Below are 14,403 nucleotides of genomic sequence, written 5' to 3'. Positions count from 1 at the left end.
CGTGGCACGTCAGGGGCCCGGCGCGCCGAGAGTCGTGCCAGGGTGGGCACCATGGACGACCGGCAGCTCCTCGCGTGGACCACCGAGCACCGCCTGCTCTTCGCCGACACGGTCGACGCGCTCGGCGAGGAGCACGCCGGTGACCCCACGCTGTGCGAGGGGTGGGACGTGCGCATGCTGGCCGGGCACATGCTGCAGCCGATCCGCGTCCCGTCGTGGCGCTTCCTCCTGACGGCCGCCCGGCTGCGCTCGATGGCCCGGGCCTGCGACGTGATCGCCGCCCGGCTCTCCGACCGTCCCCTGGCCGAGGTCGCGGCGGAGCTGCGGGAGAAGGCAGGAGTGGAGAACACGCCGTGGTACATCGGTGCGGCCGGCCCCTACGCCGACACCTGCATCCACCTGCGCGACCTGGCCCACCCGCAGGGCCTCGACGTCACGGTGCCCGTCGAGCGCTGGGTCGCCGTGCTCGACATCCTCGTCTCGCCACGGGGCCAGGCGTCCTTCCTGCCCCGCACGGGTTTCCTCGACGGCCTGCGCTGGACGGCCACCGACACCGACTGGGTCTGGGGCGAGGGTCCCGTCGTCGAGGGCACCGCCGAGACGCTGGCGATGGTCATGAGCGGGCGCACGGCCTACCTGGGGGACGTGCGGGGCGAGGGTGCCGAGCCGCTGGGGCGGCGGGCGATCGCCTAGCTCGCGGCGCGGAAGGTGTCGCGGTAGCGCGCGGGCGTCGAGCCCACCTGCCGCCGGAAGTGCTCGCGCAGCTGGGTCGCCGAGCCGTAGCCGACCCGCGCGCTGATCCGCTCGATCGACAGGTCGGTCTGCTCGAGCAGCTCCTGCGCAAGGCGGATCCGCTGTGCGGTGACCCACCGCAGCGGCGTGGTGCCGACCTCCTCCAGGAAACGCCGGGTCAGCTGGCGCGAGCTCATCCCGGCGTGCCGGGCGAGAGCGGCGACGTCGAGCGGCTCGTCGAGGTGGGCCGCGGCCCAGTCGAGGGTCTGGGCCAGCCCGGTGGCGGGTGACGGGGCGACCGGGCGGGGGACGTACTGCAGCTGGCCGCCGTGGCGCTGCGGCGGGGCGACCATCCTGCGGGCGATGGTCGCGGCGGCCGTCGAGCCGAGCTCGCGGCGCACCAGGTGCAGGCACGCGTCGACGGCCGCGCCGGTGCCGGCCGTCGTCACCACGTCGCCGAGGTCGATGTAGATCTCGTCGGCCGTCACGTCGACGTCGGGATGGGCGGCCGCGAGGTCGTCCGCGTAGAGCCAGTGGGTGGTGGCGCGACGCCCGGACAACAGCCCGGCCTCGGCGACGAGGAAGGCGCCGGAGCACAGGGCCAGGACCACCGCGCCGGCGGCGTGCGCCGCCCGCAGCGCCTCGAGCTCGGCGGCGGTCGCGGGATGGGGCAACGTGGCGGAGACGACGACGAGGTCGGCCCCCTCCAGCCCGTCGAGGCCGTGCGTGGCCGTGACGGACAGGCCCGAGCGGTGCTTGGTGTCCACGGGCCCGGGGCCGCTCGCCGCGCACACCCGGTAGTCGATGGCGGGCAGCCCCGCCGCGGTGCGGTCGATGCCGAAGACCTCGGCGGTGACGCCAAGCTCGAAGAGGGACGCGCGCTCGCGGACCAGGACGGCGACGGTGCTCAGGGGCATTCCGTCATGATGGCACGAATCCGTCGATAGATGTCATTTCAGACACTCACGGTCGATCCGCGTGCGGCACGAGAGTCGGAGCGTGACCCTGACACGCGCCTCGTCCTCTCCCTCCGCCACCGCCTCGCGCGGCGGCCTCGGTCGTGCCGGCGGTGTGGCCGCCGGCCTCTCCTCCGTCGTCGGCGCCGGATTGGTCGGCCTGCCGGCCGCGCTGCTCGTCGAGACGCGCGACGCCGCCGTCGTCACCTGGCTGGTCGCCGTCGCTCTCTGCCTGCCGATGATCGTGCTCTTCCGCGACACCGTGCGGCACTCGCCGGGCAGCTCGGACCCGCTGCGCACGACCGTCGCCGCCGGCCTGGGCCGGCGGTGGGGCGACACCGTGCCGCTGATGTTCGGGATGGTCGTCGTCGTGGGGCTGCCGGTCAACGCCGTGGTCGGCGCCCGCAGCCTGGTGGTCGCGACCGGGGTGGACGTGCCCGAGACCGCGCTCGTCGCCGCGATCCTCGCCACCGCCGTCGTCACCAACCTGGTCGGTGCCACGGCCGGAGCCCGGGTGCAGCAGGTCGGGGTGGTCGTCCTCGGCGTGGTCCTCGTCGGCCTCGTCGGGTGGGCGGCGGTGCACGCACCGGAGCCGGTCGACGTCATACCGTCCACGGCGACGCTGCCGGCGGTGCCGGCGGGCGTGCTGCTGGCCTTCTGGGCGTTCGTCGGCTTCGAGAACCTCACCTTCCTGGCTCGCGACCTGCGCTCGCCCCGGCGCGACTTCCTGCCCGTCGCGCTCATCACGCTCGCGCTGCTGACGACGCTGGCCGTCGGCCTGACGGTCGCGGTCGCACTGTCCACCCCGACGGCCGAGGTGGACCCCGTCACGGGCGTGGTCGACGCTGCGGCCAGGCTGCCGCTCGGCCGGGGCGTGGCCCTGGTCGTGGCCGCCGGCGTCGCCGTGGCCATCCTGCTCAACGCCCTCGCCTGGGTGCGCGGCGTCGCGCTCGTCCTGCGGGCCGCGGCCGCCGAGCGGCTGCTGCCGGGCTGGTTCGCCGGCACCGACCCCGCCGTCCCGCACCGCACGATCCTGCTGCTCACGGCCGGCTTCACCGTGACGGTCTCGGTGCTGCACCGCTGGCCGGACCTGGTCGTCGACCTGCTGGCCGCGGCGAGCGCCGTCTTCGTGGTGATCTACGCGGTCTGCATCGTCGCCTACGCCCGCGCGCGAGGTCCGCGCGGCTGGGCGCTGGCCAACCTCGCCCTGCTGCCGATCCTGCTGTGGTCGCTGGTCGACTCCGGCCCCCGCGCGCTCTACGCGGTCGTGGTGCTGGGCGTGGCGCTCGCCGTCACCCGCTGGCGCCGGAGCGGCTCAGCTCCAGCGGACCTTGGCGTGGCTGCGCCAGACCTGGTCGAGGACGCCGTCGGGGTCGTCGACCGAGCCCGGGGCGGCGCGGTTCCACACGGCGAGGTAGAGCCCGACGGGCGAGCCGGCGATGGGCGAGCCGAGCTCCTCCCCGTCGCGAGTCGTGGAGACGGCACCGTCCTCGGCGACCTGGACCGTCCAGGACCGGTCGGCGGCGCGGAGCGTGACGTCGAGCGGGCCCACCCCTGCGAAGCGTGACCGGCCGCGGGTAACGAAGCCGGTGAGCATCTCGTCGATCCCGTCCAGGGCCACCGCCTCCTCGATCCACGGGACGTCGTCGGGGGCCGGGGCCCGACCGAGCCGGGCGGCCACCGCGTCGGCGGCGTGGATCGTGGTCTCGTGGCACTGCCGGCGGGCCCAGAAGAACCGCGGCCGCGGGGCGTCCTTGAGGAAGACGTCGGCCTGCACGTCGTCGGGCACGGCGCGCAGCGTCTCCTCGAGGGCCGCCGCCCCCTCGCGCAGCCAGGACACCGGGTCGTCGACCTCCTGGCCCTCGGCGTTCCACGACGGCGGGTGGCACTCCTCCCCCCTCAGGTTGGCCCGCGCCCACCGGTGCACCATCCCCTGGTGAGCGACCAGCGAGCGCACGGTCCAGCGCGGGCAGGTCGGGACGTCGGCGTCCGGCCCGGCGGCGGAAGCCGCGTCGGCGAAGGCGTCGACCGCCGCGCGCAGGCCCTCGAGGTGCTCGTCCACGGTGCGGTGCTGCATACCCCTGATCCTGGCAGGAACGGGTGACGAGCGGTGTCCGCGACGCCTCGCGGCGCGCCGACGTGTGCGCGCCCGGAGCGCGCGGCAGGATCGGGGGCATGGCGCTCGAGATCCCCTGTCCCGCGTGCGGCACCCAGATGTATGCCGAGCACGCCCACAACCGCTGCCCTCGCTGCCGCTACGTCGAGCCGTGCTGCGACGGGGCGCCGATCGGTGCGTGCGAGGTGTCGGCGCAGCGGACGACCGACCCCTACCTCGAGGTGCGCTGACGTGCTGACCACGACGTTCACGGTGCGGACCGGCGGCGAGGAGGTCGTCGTCGACCTGACGCGGCGGTGCGAGGAGTTCGTCGCCGGGCAGGGAGACGGGCTGCTGCACGTGTTCGTCCCGCACGCCACGGCCGGCCTCGCGATCATCGAGACCGGCGCCGGTTCGGACGACGACCTGCTGGCCGCGCTCGACGACCTGCTGCCCGCCGACGGCCGGTGGCGGCACGCCCACGGCTCGCGCGGGCACGGTCGCTCGCACGTGATGCCGGCGCTGATCCCGCCCTACGCCACGTTGCCGGTCGACGGCGGCCGGCTGGCGCTGGGCACCTGGCAGAGCATCTGCCTCGTCGACCTCAACGTCGACAACGCCGAGCGGACGGTGCGGCTGGACCTCCTGGCCGGCTGAGAGGCACCCGTCGCGCGCATGTCCCTCTGGTTCATCGAGGCCAAGCCCACCGGCGCTCGCTACGTCGCACGTCGCGAGGGGAACAGCTATGCCTGGGTAGGCCTGCGGGGATCAGCCCCACCACCGGTGGACCTCGTCGAGGTCGGCCGCTGGGTCACGGATCTTGGCCTTAATGACCCGTCCGGTGACCGGTGGCGCACACGCATCGGCAGCGCTCCGGGGGATCGGGCAGGAGTGCCGGTGTGTCCGGCCCTGCTCGACAAGTACGCGGAGGCAGACGGCGGGCCCGGCTAGCGAAGGACGCGAAGCGGCACCAGCTCGCCCTCCTGGCCGTCCCAGGCCTCCCGTTTCACCTGGAGAGGCCCGCCGCCCTCGGTTTCACTGGCTGGATGACGACCGCAGCAGTGCTCCGTGACCACACGCTCGACCTCGTCCTCAAGGGCTATACCTTCGCCTCCGAGGCCCGATCCCGCTCCGACGACCCGCGCAAGGGCTCGCGGCTCCTGCTCCGGGCCCTCGGCCGGGGAGCGCTCCTCGTGCGGGGCGAGCAGGGCGTCGAGCTCTTCTACGACGACGCCAGGATGCAACGCCGTGGCGCGATGCCGGCGTTCGTCGGGGGCGGCCTCTTCGGGAAGGGCTCGGTCCACGGGCTGGACGACGAGGCGCACCGCAACCGCAAGGCGCTCTTCGTCCGGGCGCTCATGGACCCCGGCGCGGTGGACGCGCTCCTGGAGGGCAGCGCCCGCGAGTGGACCGAGACGATCCAGGAGCGGTGGCTCTCGGGCGGGAGCCGTTCGGTCTACGACGTCTCCGTCGAGGTCTACGGCCGATCGCTGCTGCGCTGGGCCGGCGTGGAGGCCGACCGCGAGACCCTGACGCGGCTGGCCCGGGACGAGGCCGCCATCGTCGACGGCTTCGCCGTGCTCGGCCCGGCCTGGCTGCGCACCCAGGTGGCGCGACGCCGGTGCGACGCGTGGTTCGCCGACCTGGTGCGTCGCGCGCGGGCCGGCGAGATCACCCCGGCCCCGGGGACCGCCTTCGACCTGGTCCTCCAGCACCGCGAGCTCGACGGCCAGCCGCTCGAGGACCACCTCGCGGGCGTCGAGCTGCAGAACGCCGTCCGGCCCGGCATCGCGGTCTGCCGCTTCGCCGCGTTCGCGGCGCTGGCGATGCACGAGCACCCGGAGTGGCGCGAGCGTGTCTACGCCGAGACCCGTGAGCGCGGCACCACCACCGGCGGCCCCCTCGCCGTCGCCTTCGCCGAGGAGGTCCGCCGCTACTACCCCTTCGTGCCGCTGCTGCCGGCGGTCGCCCGGCACGACCTCGAGTTCGAGGGCGAGCACCTCTCGGCGGGCGACCGCGTCCTGCTCGACATCTACGGCACCAACCGCGACGAGCGGCACTGGCAGGCGCCGGACACCTTCGACCCCGAGCGCTTCCTGGGCACGGGCGAGGTCTTCGCCGAGTACTTCGTGCCCCAGGGCGGCGGTCGCCCCGAGACCGGCCACCGCTGCCCGGGCGAGATGATCACCGTCGGGCTGCTGGCGCAGACGGTTGCCGAGCTGTCCCGGCTCGACGCGGAGGTCGCGCGCGACGGCCTGGACTGGTCGATCCACCGGCTGCCCACCGCTCCCCGCAACGGCGTGCTGCTGTCTCAGGTGCGACGCCGGGAGGGCTGAGACCGAGGGTGCCGGGCAGGCGGACGGTCGTCAGGCCGTCCCGCCCGGCACCAGCCGCGTGGGCAGCACCTCGGAGGCGGCCTCCTCGCGTCGCATGAGCCGCAGCAGGAGCTCGGTGGCGCGGACCGCCATCTCCGAGACCGGGTTGGTGACGGTCGTCAACGGCGGCCGGGTCATCCCCGCGGCCGCCGAGGCGTCGAAGCCGACGAGCGCGACGTCCTCGGGCACCCGGCGCCCGGCGGCGACGAGCTCGGACATCGCCGCCGCGGCCATGAGGTCGGAGGCGACGAAGAGGCCGTCGAGGTCGGGCGCCCGCTCCAGCAGCGCGCGCACCGCCCGGGCCCCACCCTCGGCGGTGAAGTCGCCGACCTCCACGAGATCGGTGGGCAGCCCGGCGGCCGCGAGCTCCTCGCTCCAGCCCTGGTGACGGTCGATACCGGCCGCCATGTCCAGCGGGCCCGTGACCGTGCCGATCCGATGGCAGCCGCGCTCCACGAGCCGGCGCGCGGCCAGCCGCCCGCCCTCGCAGTTGTCGACGTCGACGTAGACGAAGGTGTCGGCACCGGTCAGCGGACGGCCGACGAAGACGGTCGGCAGGCGGGTCTCGGTCAGGGCCGCGACGAGCCCGTCGCCGCGGTGCGCGCTGACGACGATGACCCCGTCGGTGTGCCCGCCGCGCAGGTAGCGCTCCATCCGCGCCCCGTCCCGGACGGGATCTCCCATGACCAGCACCATCTGCAGGCCGGTCGGGGCCAGGCGCTGGCCCACCCCGCGCAGCAGCCCGCCGAAGAACGGGTCGGCGAAGATCCGCTCGTCGGGCTCGTGCACGAGCACCGCGACCGAGTCGGGCTCGCGGACCACGAGCGAGCGGGCGGCGCGGTTGGGCCGGTAGCCGAGCTCGGCGATCGCCGCGGTCACCGCCTCGCGCGCGGACTCCCGGACGCGGGGGTCGCCGTTGACGACGCGCGAGGCCGTGGCCCGGGAGACGCCGGCGCGCGCCGCCACGTCCTCCAGGGTGGGCGACCGGCGTCCGTCCACGGCACTCCTCACTGCGGCGCGAGCCCGGGCCCGTCGTCCCGGATCGACCCCGATCCTGCCACGGCGCCATACCAGCGGGCGCTGGCCTTCGGGGTCCGGCGCTGGGTGTCGTAGTCGACCCGCACGATGCCGAAGCGCTTGGTGTAGCCCCACGCCCACTCGTAGTTGTCGAGCAGCGACCACACGAAGTAGCCGCCGACGTCGGCCCCGCGCTCCATCGCGTCGTGGACCGCCCGCAGGTGGCCGTCGAGGTAGCCCACCCGGCGCGGGTCGTCGACGAACCCCTCGGCGTCGGGCACGTCGTCGTCGGCCATGCCGTTCTCGGTGACGTAGAGCCGCACGCCGGCGGTGCCCGTGTAGTCCTTGTGCAGCCGCAGCAGCAGGTCGCCGAGGCCCTCGGGGGCGATCTCCCAGCCCATGTCCGAGACGGGTATGCCGCGCCGCACCGTCACCACGTGCTCGGAGCCGACCGCGGGCGACGGCGGGTCGTGGCGCCGGGCCTGCGCCGCCGTCGCGGCGGCGTGGTCGGGCTCGCAGCCCGCGGTCACCGTCTGCGTCGCGTAGTAGTTGACCCCGAGGACGTCGATCGGCGTCGAGATCACCTCGAGGTCGCCCTCGTGCACGAGGTCGTCCGGCCACAGCCCGTCGAGGTCCTCCATCACGTCGGACGGATAGGCGCCGAGCATCACCGGCTCGACGAAGAACCGGTTGGCCAGGCCGTCGATCCGCCGGGCGGCATCGAGGTCGCGCGGCGAGCTCGGGTCGAGCGGCCGGGTGTCGGTGAAGTTGAGCGTGAGCCCCAGCTGCAGCGAGGGGTCGCGCCGGCGCAGCTCCTGCACGGCCAGGCCGTGCCCGAGCAGCAGGTGGTGCGCCGCACGCAGCGCGGCGACCGGCTCGGTGCGCCCCGGGGCGTGACGGCCCTGGGCGTAGCCGAGGAAGGCCGAGCACCACGGCTCGTTGAGCGTGGTCCAGTGCCGCACCCGGTCGCCGAGGACGTCGTGCACGGCCGCGGCATACTCCGCCAAGCGGTATGCCGTGTCGCGCGCCGGCCACCCGCCCGCGTCCTCGAGCACCTGGGGCAGGTCCCAGTGGTAGAGCGTCAGCCAGGGCGTGATGCCGGCCCCGAGCAGCTCGTCGACCAGCCGGGAGTAGAAGTCGAGGCCCGCGGGGTTGACGGTGCGCCCGTCGGGCATCACGCGGGGCCAAGCCAGCGAGAACCGGTAGGCGTTGAGGTTGAGCTCGCGCATGAGCGCGACGTCCTCGGGATAGCGGTGGTAGTGGTCGCAGGCCACCGAGCCGTCGTGGCCGTGGAGCACCATCCCGGGCGTGCGGGCGTAGGTGTCCCAGATGCTGTCGCTGCGGCCGTCGACCGAGCCGGCGCCCTCGATCTGGTAGGACGCGGTCGCCGCTCCCCAGAGGAAGTCGGACGGGAAGGTCAGGGCGGTGCCGGCGGTCATTGCTTGACAGCTCCTTGCATGATGCCGGAGACCAGCTGGCGACCGGCGACGACGAACAGGACGAGCAGCGGGATGGTGCCGAGCACCGCGCCGGCGAGGACCAGCGAGTAGTCCACGAAGTGCGCCGCCTGCAGCTGCTGCAGGGCGATCGGGAGCGTTGGGTTGGAGGGACCGAGGACGATGAACGGCCAGAAGAAGTTGGTCCACGTCGCCACGAAGGTGAAGAGGAAGAGCATCGACGCGGCCGGTCGGGACGCGGGCAGCCCCACGTGCCAGAAGGTGCGGAACATGCTCGCCCCGTCGACCCGGGCGGCCTCGATGAGCTCGGCGGGCACCGCCTGGCGCAGGTACTGCGTCATCCAGAAGACGCCGAAGGCGGTGACCAGGCCGGGCACGATGACCGCGGTCAGCTCGCCGGTCCAGCCCAGCCGGGCCATGACCTGGTAGAGCGGGACGACGCCGAGCTGCGTGGGGACCGCCATCGTGGCGACGACGAAGACCAGCAGCGGCCCCGACCCGCGGAAGCGCAGCTTGGCGAAGGCGTAGCCGGCGAGCGTGGAGAAGAAGACGACCGAGGCCGAGACCGTCGTGGAGACGATGATCGAGTTGAGCGTAGCCCTCCAGAAGGGCACGGTGTCGAGCACCGTGGCGGCGTTGCGGAAGAAGTTGCCGCCCGGCAGCACCGGGAAGCGGTCGCGCGCCAGCACCGTCGAGTCGTGGCTGGCCACCACGACCGACCACCACAGCGGGAACATGCTGCCGAGCACGACGGCCGCGAGCAGCCCGTAGACGATCCAGCCCGGCTTCCTCACCGCCGGCCCCCGTCGTCGTGGGCGATCCGCCGGGTGAGCAGGAAGTTGAGGATGCCGAAGGTGACGATGATGAGGAAGAGCAGGACGGCGACGGCCGAGGCCGCCCCGAAGTCGGCCCGGGTCCAGCCCAGCTCGTAGAGGTAGATGGTCAGCGTCTGCCACTGCTGGTCCGCTCCCCCGCGGCCGTACTGGTCGTACATCTTGGGCTCGTCGAAGATCTGCAGGCCGCCGATGGTCGAGGTGATGACGACGAAGATGATCGTCGGGCGCAGCATCGGGACCGTCACCGACCAGAACGAGCGCCAGGCGTTGGCGCCGTCGAGGGCCGCCTGCTCGTAGAGGTCCTTGGGGATGGCCTGCATCGCCGCCAGCAGGATCAGCGCGTTGTAGCCGGTCCAGCGGAAGTTGACCATCGTCGCGATCGCGATGTGGCTGGCGAGCCGGTCGGAGTGCCACCGCACCGGCTCCAGCCCGACGGTCTCGAGCAGCAGGTTGACCAGGCCGAAGCGGTCGGCGAAGAGGTTGTTGAAGATCAGCGCGACGGCGACGGGCGCGACGACGTAGGGCAGCAGCACGCCCATCCGCCAGAACGTCCGGGCCCGCAGGTTGCGGTCCAGGAGCGCGGCGATGAGCAGCGCGGCGGCGATCTGCGGCACCGAGGAGAGCAGGAAGATGCTCACCGTGTTGGCCAGCGCCCTCCAGAACCCCCTGCCGGTGAGGATGTCGACGAAGTTCGTCAGCCCGACGAACTCGCCCCGACCCATGATCTGGTCCCAGTCGTGCAGGGCGACGTAGCCGGTGTAGAGCAGCGGGAACAGCCCGGTGACGAGGAAGAGGACGAAGAAGGGGGCGATGTAGAGGTAGGGCGAGACCGTCACGTCGAGCCGGGCCAGCCGGCCCCGCCGACCCCGGTGCGGGGTCGGCGGGACCGGGACCGCGGACGTCGCCGGTGGCGCCGTCGTCGCGGCTCCCACGTCAGCCCAGCGACTCCACGAACTCCACGAACTTCGCCCAGCTGCTGTCGGCGTCGTCCGTGCCGTCGACGTCGACGCGGGTGATGGCGTCGTTCATGGCCGAGTTGATCTCGAAGTACTTCGGGCCCTTGTGCGGCTGCATCGTGACCGCCTCGGCCCGGTCGGCGAAGATCTGCCCGGTCGGGGCGTCGTTGAAGAACGGGTTGGTGGACGTCAGGAGGGTCTCCGAGCTCAGGGCCTCGACCTGGCTCGGGAAGGTGCCCTTGGCCTCGAAGGCCTTGATCTGCTGCTCGGGGGCGGTCAGCCAGGCGGCCAGCTTCGTGGCCTCCTCGATGTTCTTGCCCTGCGCGGGGACGGTCAGGTAGGAGCCGCCCCAGTTGCCGCCGCCGCCGGGGAAGGTGTTGGCGACGTCCCAGCCCTCGACACCCTCGGCGTTGCCGGAGATGACGCCGAGCATCCAGCCCGGGCAGAGCATCGTCGCGAACTCGTCCTCCTGGAAGGAGGAGGTCCAGTCGGCGCTCCACTGGCCCAGCCCGGCGGACAGCTCGTCGTCGACCGAGGCCTTGAGGACCTGGTCGTAGAGGGACCGGACCTCGGGGTTGGTGGTGGCGACGACGTTGCCGTCAGCGTCCTCGTAGGCGTAGTCGACCTGGTTGATCATGCCCTGCCAGAGGGCACCTGCGGAGTCGTACCAGGCGGCGTCGGAGTTCTTGATGAACTCGCGGCCGACGGCGAAGTAGTCCTCCCAGGTGTCGCCGAGCAGCTCGGCGACCTCCTCGCGGTCGGTGGGCAGGCCGGCCGCCTCGAAGAGGTCGGCGCGGTAGCAGACGGCCTCGGGACCGATGTCGGTGCCGTAGCCGATGAGCTTGCCGTCCTCGAGCGTGACCGCCTCGGTCTTCCAGTCGATCCAGCGGCCCTCGACCTCGGGGTCGGAGAGGTCGGCGAACTTGTCGGGGTACTGCTTGAACTCGGTGACCCAGTCGACCTCGATCGCCTCGATGTCGGCGGCACCGGAGTTGGCGCCGAGGCTGTTGCGCAGGGCGGCGCGGGCGTTGTCGGCCGTGTCGGCCTTGACGTGCTCGACCTTGATGCCGGGGTTGAGGTCCATGTACTCCTTGACGAGCTCCTCGTAGCCGAACTCGTTGAAGGTCGCGACGGTGAGGGTGATGTCCTTGCCGCCGCCGCTCGCGCTGTCGCCGTCGCCGGCGTCGGCGTCCGAGCCGGAACCGCCGCACGCGCCCAGCACCAGGCTGGACGCGGCGCCGACGGCGAGCAGGTGGTAGCGGGTGGTCTTGCGGTTCATGCCGACTCCTTTGTCCGTGGCCGAGCACCCTGCCCATCCGCCGGGCCGATCCGTGAGAGCGCTCTCACGGCAGTCTGGGGGCTGTCGCGGAGCGGTGTCAAGCCCCGGCCCTTCCGGGTGCGCCGCGTCCGCACCCGCACCAGACTCGGTGCGGTGACCACGCACGAGGTCCGGGTGGGCATCTCCGGCTGGCGCTACGCCCCCTGGCGCGGCGGCGCCTTCTACCCGCGAGGGCTGCCCCAGCGCCGCGAGCTCGAGCACGCCACGGGCCTGCTGAGGACGATCGAGATCAACGGCTCCTTCTACTCCCTGCAGCGCCCGAGCTCCTACCAGGCCTGGGCGTCCCAGGCCCCCGAGGACTTCGTCTTCGCGGTCAAGGGCAGCCGCTACATCACCCACATGCTCAAGCTCCGCGACGTCGGGACGGCGCTGGCCAACTTCGTCGCGTCCGGGCCGCTGGCGCTCGGGCCCAAGCTGGGCCCGGTCCTGTGGCAGCTCGCCCCGCGGCTCCGCTACGACGCCGAGCGGCTGGACGACTTCCTCGCCCGGCTGCCCCGGACCCACGGCGAGGCGGCCGAGCTGGGGCGTGGGCACGACGACCGGCTGCGGGAACCGGCATACCTCGAGACGGCGGAGCCGGACCGCCCGCTGGAGCACGTGCTCGAGGTGCGCCACCCCACCTTCGACGGCAACGCCGAGTTCCTCGACCTGCTGCGACGTCACCGCGTCGGGGTGGTCGTCGCGGACGCCGCCGGGCTGTGGCCCTACTTCGACGAGGTGACCAGCCCGGTGGTCTACGTGCGGCTGCACGGCGACACCGAGCTCTACACCAGCGGCTACTCCGAGGAGGCGCTGCAGACCTGGGCGGAGCGGGTCCGACGCTGGTCGCGGGAGGCCGACGTCTACGTCTACTTCGACAACGACGCCAAGGTCCACGCGCCCCACGACGCCCTGCGCCTGGCCCGGATCCTGTGGGTCGGGCCGGTGCGATAACGTCCGGCCATGGGCTCCGACCACTCCCACTCCCACTCGCACGGCCACTCCCACGACCACGGCTCGGACGAGGAAGAGTTCAGCACGCTCTCCCCGATGGACGCCCGCGTCCGTGCGCTGGAGACGCTGCTGACCGAGCGCGGGCTGGTCGACCGGGCCGCGCTCGACGCGGTCGTCGAGCGCTACGAGCAGGAGGTCGGCCCCCACAACGGCGCCCAGGTGGTGGCCCGCGCGTGGACCGACCCCGACTACCGCGCCTGGCTGCTCGAGGACGCCGACGAGGCCATCGCCTCGCTCGGGCACGTCGGGCGCCAGGGCGAGCACATGGTCGTGGTCGAGAACACCCCCGAGCAGCACAACATGGTCGTCTGCACGCTGTGCTCCTGCTACCCGTGGCCCGTGCTGGGGCTGCCGCCGGTCTGGTACAAGTCGCCGGCCTATCGCGCCAAGGCGGTCATCGACCCGCGCGGCGTGCTCGCCGACTTCGGCGTGACGCTGCCGGAGGGCACCCGGATCAAGGTGTGGGACTCCACCGCCGAGGTCCGCTACCTCGTGCTGCCGATGCGGCCGGAGGGCACCGAGGGCCTGACCGAGGAGCGGCTCGCCGAGCTGGTCACCCGCGACAGCATGATCGGCACCGGCCTCGCCCTGCGCCCGGAGGAGGTCGCGCCGTGAACGGCGTCCACGACCTGGGAGGGATGCAGAGCTTCGGCCCGGTCCTGCCCGAGGTCGACGAGCCGCCCATCCACGAGGACTGGGAGCGCCGCACCCTGGCGGTGACCCTGGCCGTGGGTGCCCTGGGGCTGTGGAACATCGACCAGATGCGCCACCAGCGCGAGAAGCTCCCGCCGGCGCAGTACCTCTCGAGCAGCTACTACGAGATCTGGCAGGCCGCCCTCGAGAACACGATCGAGGAGCTGGGGCTGCTGGAGGACCCGCCGGAGGGCGTGCGGGCGCGCACGGCCGAGGAGCTCGTCACCGCCTTCTCCTCGCGCGGCAGCTACGTCCGGCCCACCGACCGCCCGGCCCGGTATGCCGTGGGCCAGCGGGTGCGCACCCGCAACCTCAACCCGGTCGGGCACACCCGGCTGCCGCGCTACGCCCGCGGCAAGGTCGGCACGGTGATCGCCGTGCGCGGACCGCACGTCTTCCCCGACCGCAACGCCGCCCCGCTCGGCACCCGCCCCGACCCCGAGCCCGAATGGCTCTACACGGTCGACTTCGACGGCCGCGAGCTGTGGGGCGAGGACGCCGACCCGACCCTGACCGTGTCCGTGGACGCGTGGGAGCCCTACCTGGAGGAGGTCGCGTGAGCGACGTGGACGCGGCGACGACCCTGGCGCAGATCGCCGCGAGCTGCGGCGACGCGCTCCCGCTGCCGCCGGCCGGCAGCGACGAGCAGGTCTTCGCCGAGCCCTGGCAGGCGCAGGTCTTCGCCATGACCGTCGTGCTGCACGAGAACGGCCTCTTCACCTGGCCCGAGTGGGCGCAGGCGCTGAGCCGCCGGGTCGCCGACGGCGCCCCCGACGGGAGCGACTACTACCTGCGCTGGGCCGACGCGCTCGAGGACGTGCTCGCGGCACGCGGCGTGGCCGCCCCCGCGGAGGTCGAGGCGACCACGCAGGCCTGGCACGACGCCGCGGCGCGCACGCCGCACGGGCGGCCGATCGAGCTCCAGCCGCGGTCCTGACGGTCCGGGTCCCGCCG

At 73.3% G+C, this 14,403-nt stretch carries 15 protein-coding genes and 1 pseudogene; 9 read left to right on the top strand and 7 right to left on the bottom strand.

Going from position 1 to position 14,403, the window contains the following annotated elements:
* Positions 1–51 precede the first annotated feature (51 nt).
* Positions 52–693, top strand: a complete 642-nt coding sequence (locus FB476_RS03990) for a maleylpyruvate isomerase family mycothiol-dependent enzyme (protein ID WP_141817637.1) — start codon at positions 52–54, stop codon at positions 691–693.
* On the opposite strand, the gene FB476_RS03985 is transcribed toward FB476_RS03990, so the two are convergent.
* Entirely contained in the window at positions 690–1,649 is a 960-nt protein-coding gene (locus FB476_RS03985; RefSeq protein ID WP_141817636.1) for a GlxA family transcriptional regulator, read from the bottom strand. The genes FB476_RS03990 and FB476_RS03985 overlap by 4 nt on opposite strands.
* Positions 1,650–1,710: 61 nt before the next feature.
* Between FB476_RS03985 and FB476_RS16865 the strand changes: the two are divergent.
* A pseudogene (locus tag FB476_RS16865) lies at positions 1,711–2,844 on the top strand (amino acid permease); the annotation flags it as partial.
* 159 nt (positions 2,845–3,003) lie between these two features.
* On the opposite strand, the gene FB476_RS16860 reads toward FB476_RS16865, so the two are convergent.
* Positions 3,004–3,765, bottom strand: coding sequence for a maleylpyruvate isomerase family mycothiol-dependent enzyme (locus FB476_RS16860; RefSeq protein WP_238329540.1), 762 nt, complete (start codon positions 3,763–3,765; stop codon positions 3,004–3,006).
* Between the two features lie 98 nt (positions 3,766–3,863).
* On the opposite strand from FB476_RS16860, the gene FB476_RS16855 reads away from it, so the two are divergent.
* The 3 genes from FB476_RS16855 to FB476_RS03965 all read left to right on the top strand — a co-directional run bounded on the left by FB476_RS16855 (position 3,864) and on the right by FB476_RS03965 (position 6,119).
* The gene (locus FB476_RS16855; RefSeq protein ID WP_238329539.1) at positions 3,864–4,034 is read left to right on the top strand and encodes a hypothetical protein; all 171 of its coding nucleotides are present in this window, start codon (positions 3,864–3,866) and stop codon (positions 4,032–4,034) included.
* A gap of 1 nt (position 4,035) precedes the next feature.
* Positions 4,036–4,440: a secondary thiamine-phosphate synthase enzyme YjbQ gene (locus tag FB476_RS03970; protein ID WP_238329538.1), complete on the top strand. Its 405-nt coding sequence runs from the start codon at positions 4,036–4,038 to the stop codon at positions 4,438–4,440.
* A gap of 389 nt (positions 4,441–4,829) precedes the next feature.
* On the top strand, positions 4,830–6,119 hold the full coding sequence (locus FB476_RS03965) for a cytochrome P450 (RefSeq protein WP_141817633.1): 1,290 nt from the start codon (positions 4,830–4,832) through the stop codon (positions 6,117–6,119).
* Between the two features lie 30 nt (positions 6,120–6,149).
* Here the strand turns inward: FB476_RS03965 and FB476_RS03960 are convergent, their stop codons facing one another.
* The 5 genes from FB476_RS03960 to FB476_RS03940 are packed head-to-tail and all read right to left on the bottom strand — an operon-like array spanning position 6,150 to position 11,703.
* The gene (locus tag FB476_RS03960) at positions 6,150–7,157 is read right to left on the bottom strand and encodes a LacI family DNA-binding transcriptional regulator (RefSeq protein WP_238329537.1); all 1,008 of its coding nucleotides are present in this window, start codon (positions 7,155–7,157) and stop codon (positions 6,150–6,152) included.
* A gap of 8 nt (positions 7,158–7,165) precedes the next feature.
* Positions 7,166–8,614 (bottom strand): GH1 family beta-glucosidase, encoded by a 1,449-nt coding sequence (locus tag FB476_RS03955; RefSeq protein WP_141817631.1) that lies wholly within the window; start codon positions 8,612–8,614, stop codon positions 7,166–7,168.
* A complete protein-coding gene (locus FB476_RS03950; protein WP_337678334.1) occupies positions 8,611–9,426 on the bottom strand; it encodes a carbohydrate ABC transporter permease in 816 nt (271 codons plus the stop codon). The genes FB476_RS03955 and FB476_RS03950 overlap by 4 nt, the downstream gene beginning before the upstream one ends.
* Entirely contained in the window at positions 9,423–10,400 is a 978-nt protein-coding gene (locus FB476_RS03945) for a carbohydrate ABC transporter permease (protein WP_141817630.1), read from the bottom strand. The genes FB476_RS03950 and FB476_RS03945 overlap by 4 nt, the downstream gene beginning before the upstream one ends.
* Before the next feature lies 1 nt (position 10,401).
* Complete coding sequence (locus tag FB476_RS03940) at positions 10,402–11,703, bottom strand: ABC transporter substrate-binding protein (RefSeq protein WP_141817629.1); 1,302 nt, start codon at positions 11,701–11,703, stop codon at positions 10,402–10,404.
* Between the two features lie 153 nt (positions 11,704–11,856).
* Between FB476_RS03940 and FB476_RS03935 the strand changes: the two genes are divergently transcribed.
* The 4 genes from FB476_RS03935 to FB476_RS03920 are packed head-to-tail and all read left to right on the top strand — an operon-like array spanning position 11,857 to position 14,386.
* Positions 11,857–12,696 (top strand): DUF72 domain-containing protein, encoded by an 840-nt coding sequence (locus tag FB476_RS03935; RefSeq protein WP_202876892.1) that lies wholly within the window; start codon positions 11,857–11,859, stop codon positions 12,694–12,696.
* Positions 12,697–12,705: 9 nt separating this feature from the next.
* Positions 12,706–13,371 carry a nitrile hydratase subunit alpha gene (nthA, locus tag FB476_RS03930; protein ID WP_141817628.1) on the top strand — a complete coding sequence of 222 codons (666 nt, stop codon included), beginning with the start codon at positions 12,706–12,708 and terminating at the stop codon, positions 13,369–13,371.
* Positions 13,368–14,009 (top strand): nitrile hydratase subunit beta, encoded by a 642-nt coding sequence (nthB, locus tag FB476_RS03925; RefSeq protein ID WP_141817627.1) that lies wholly within the window; start codon positions 13,368–13,370, stop codon positions 14,007–14,009. Before nthA ends, nthB begins: the two co-directional genes overlap by 4 nt.
* Entirely contained in the window at positions 14,006–14,386 is a 381-nt protein-coding gene (locus FB476_RS03920; RefSeq protein ID WP_202876891.1) for a nitrile hydratase accessory protein, read from the top strand. Before nthB ends, FB476_RS03920 begins: the two co-directional genes overlap by 4 nt.
* Positions 14,387–14,403: the final 17 nt, after the last annotated feature.

Origin of the sequence: Ornithinimicrobium humiphilum (genome assembly GCF_006716885.1) — a bacterium.
In the GTDB taxonomy this organism is placed as follows: Bacteria; Actinomycetota; Actinomycetes; order Actinomycetales; family Dermatophilaceae; genus Ornithinicoccus; species Ornithinicoccus humiphilus.
Note: the sequence above shows the minus strand (reverse complement) of the source record. Positions and strands in the feature narration are given on the sequence as shown.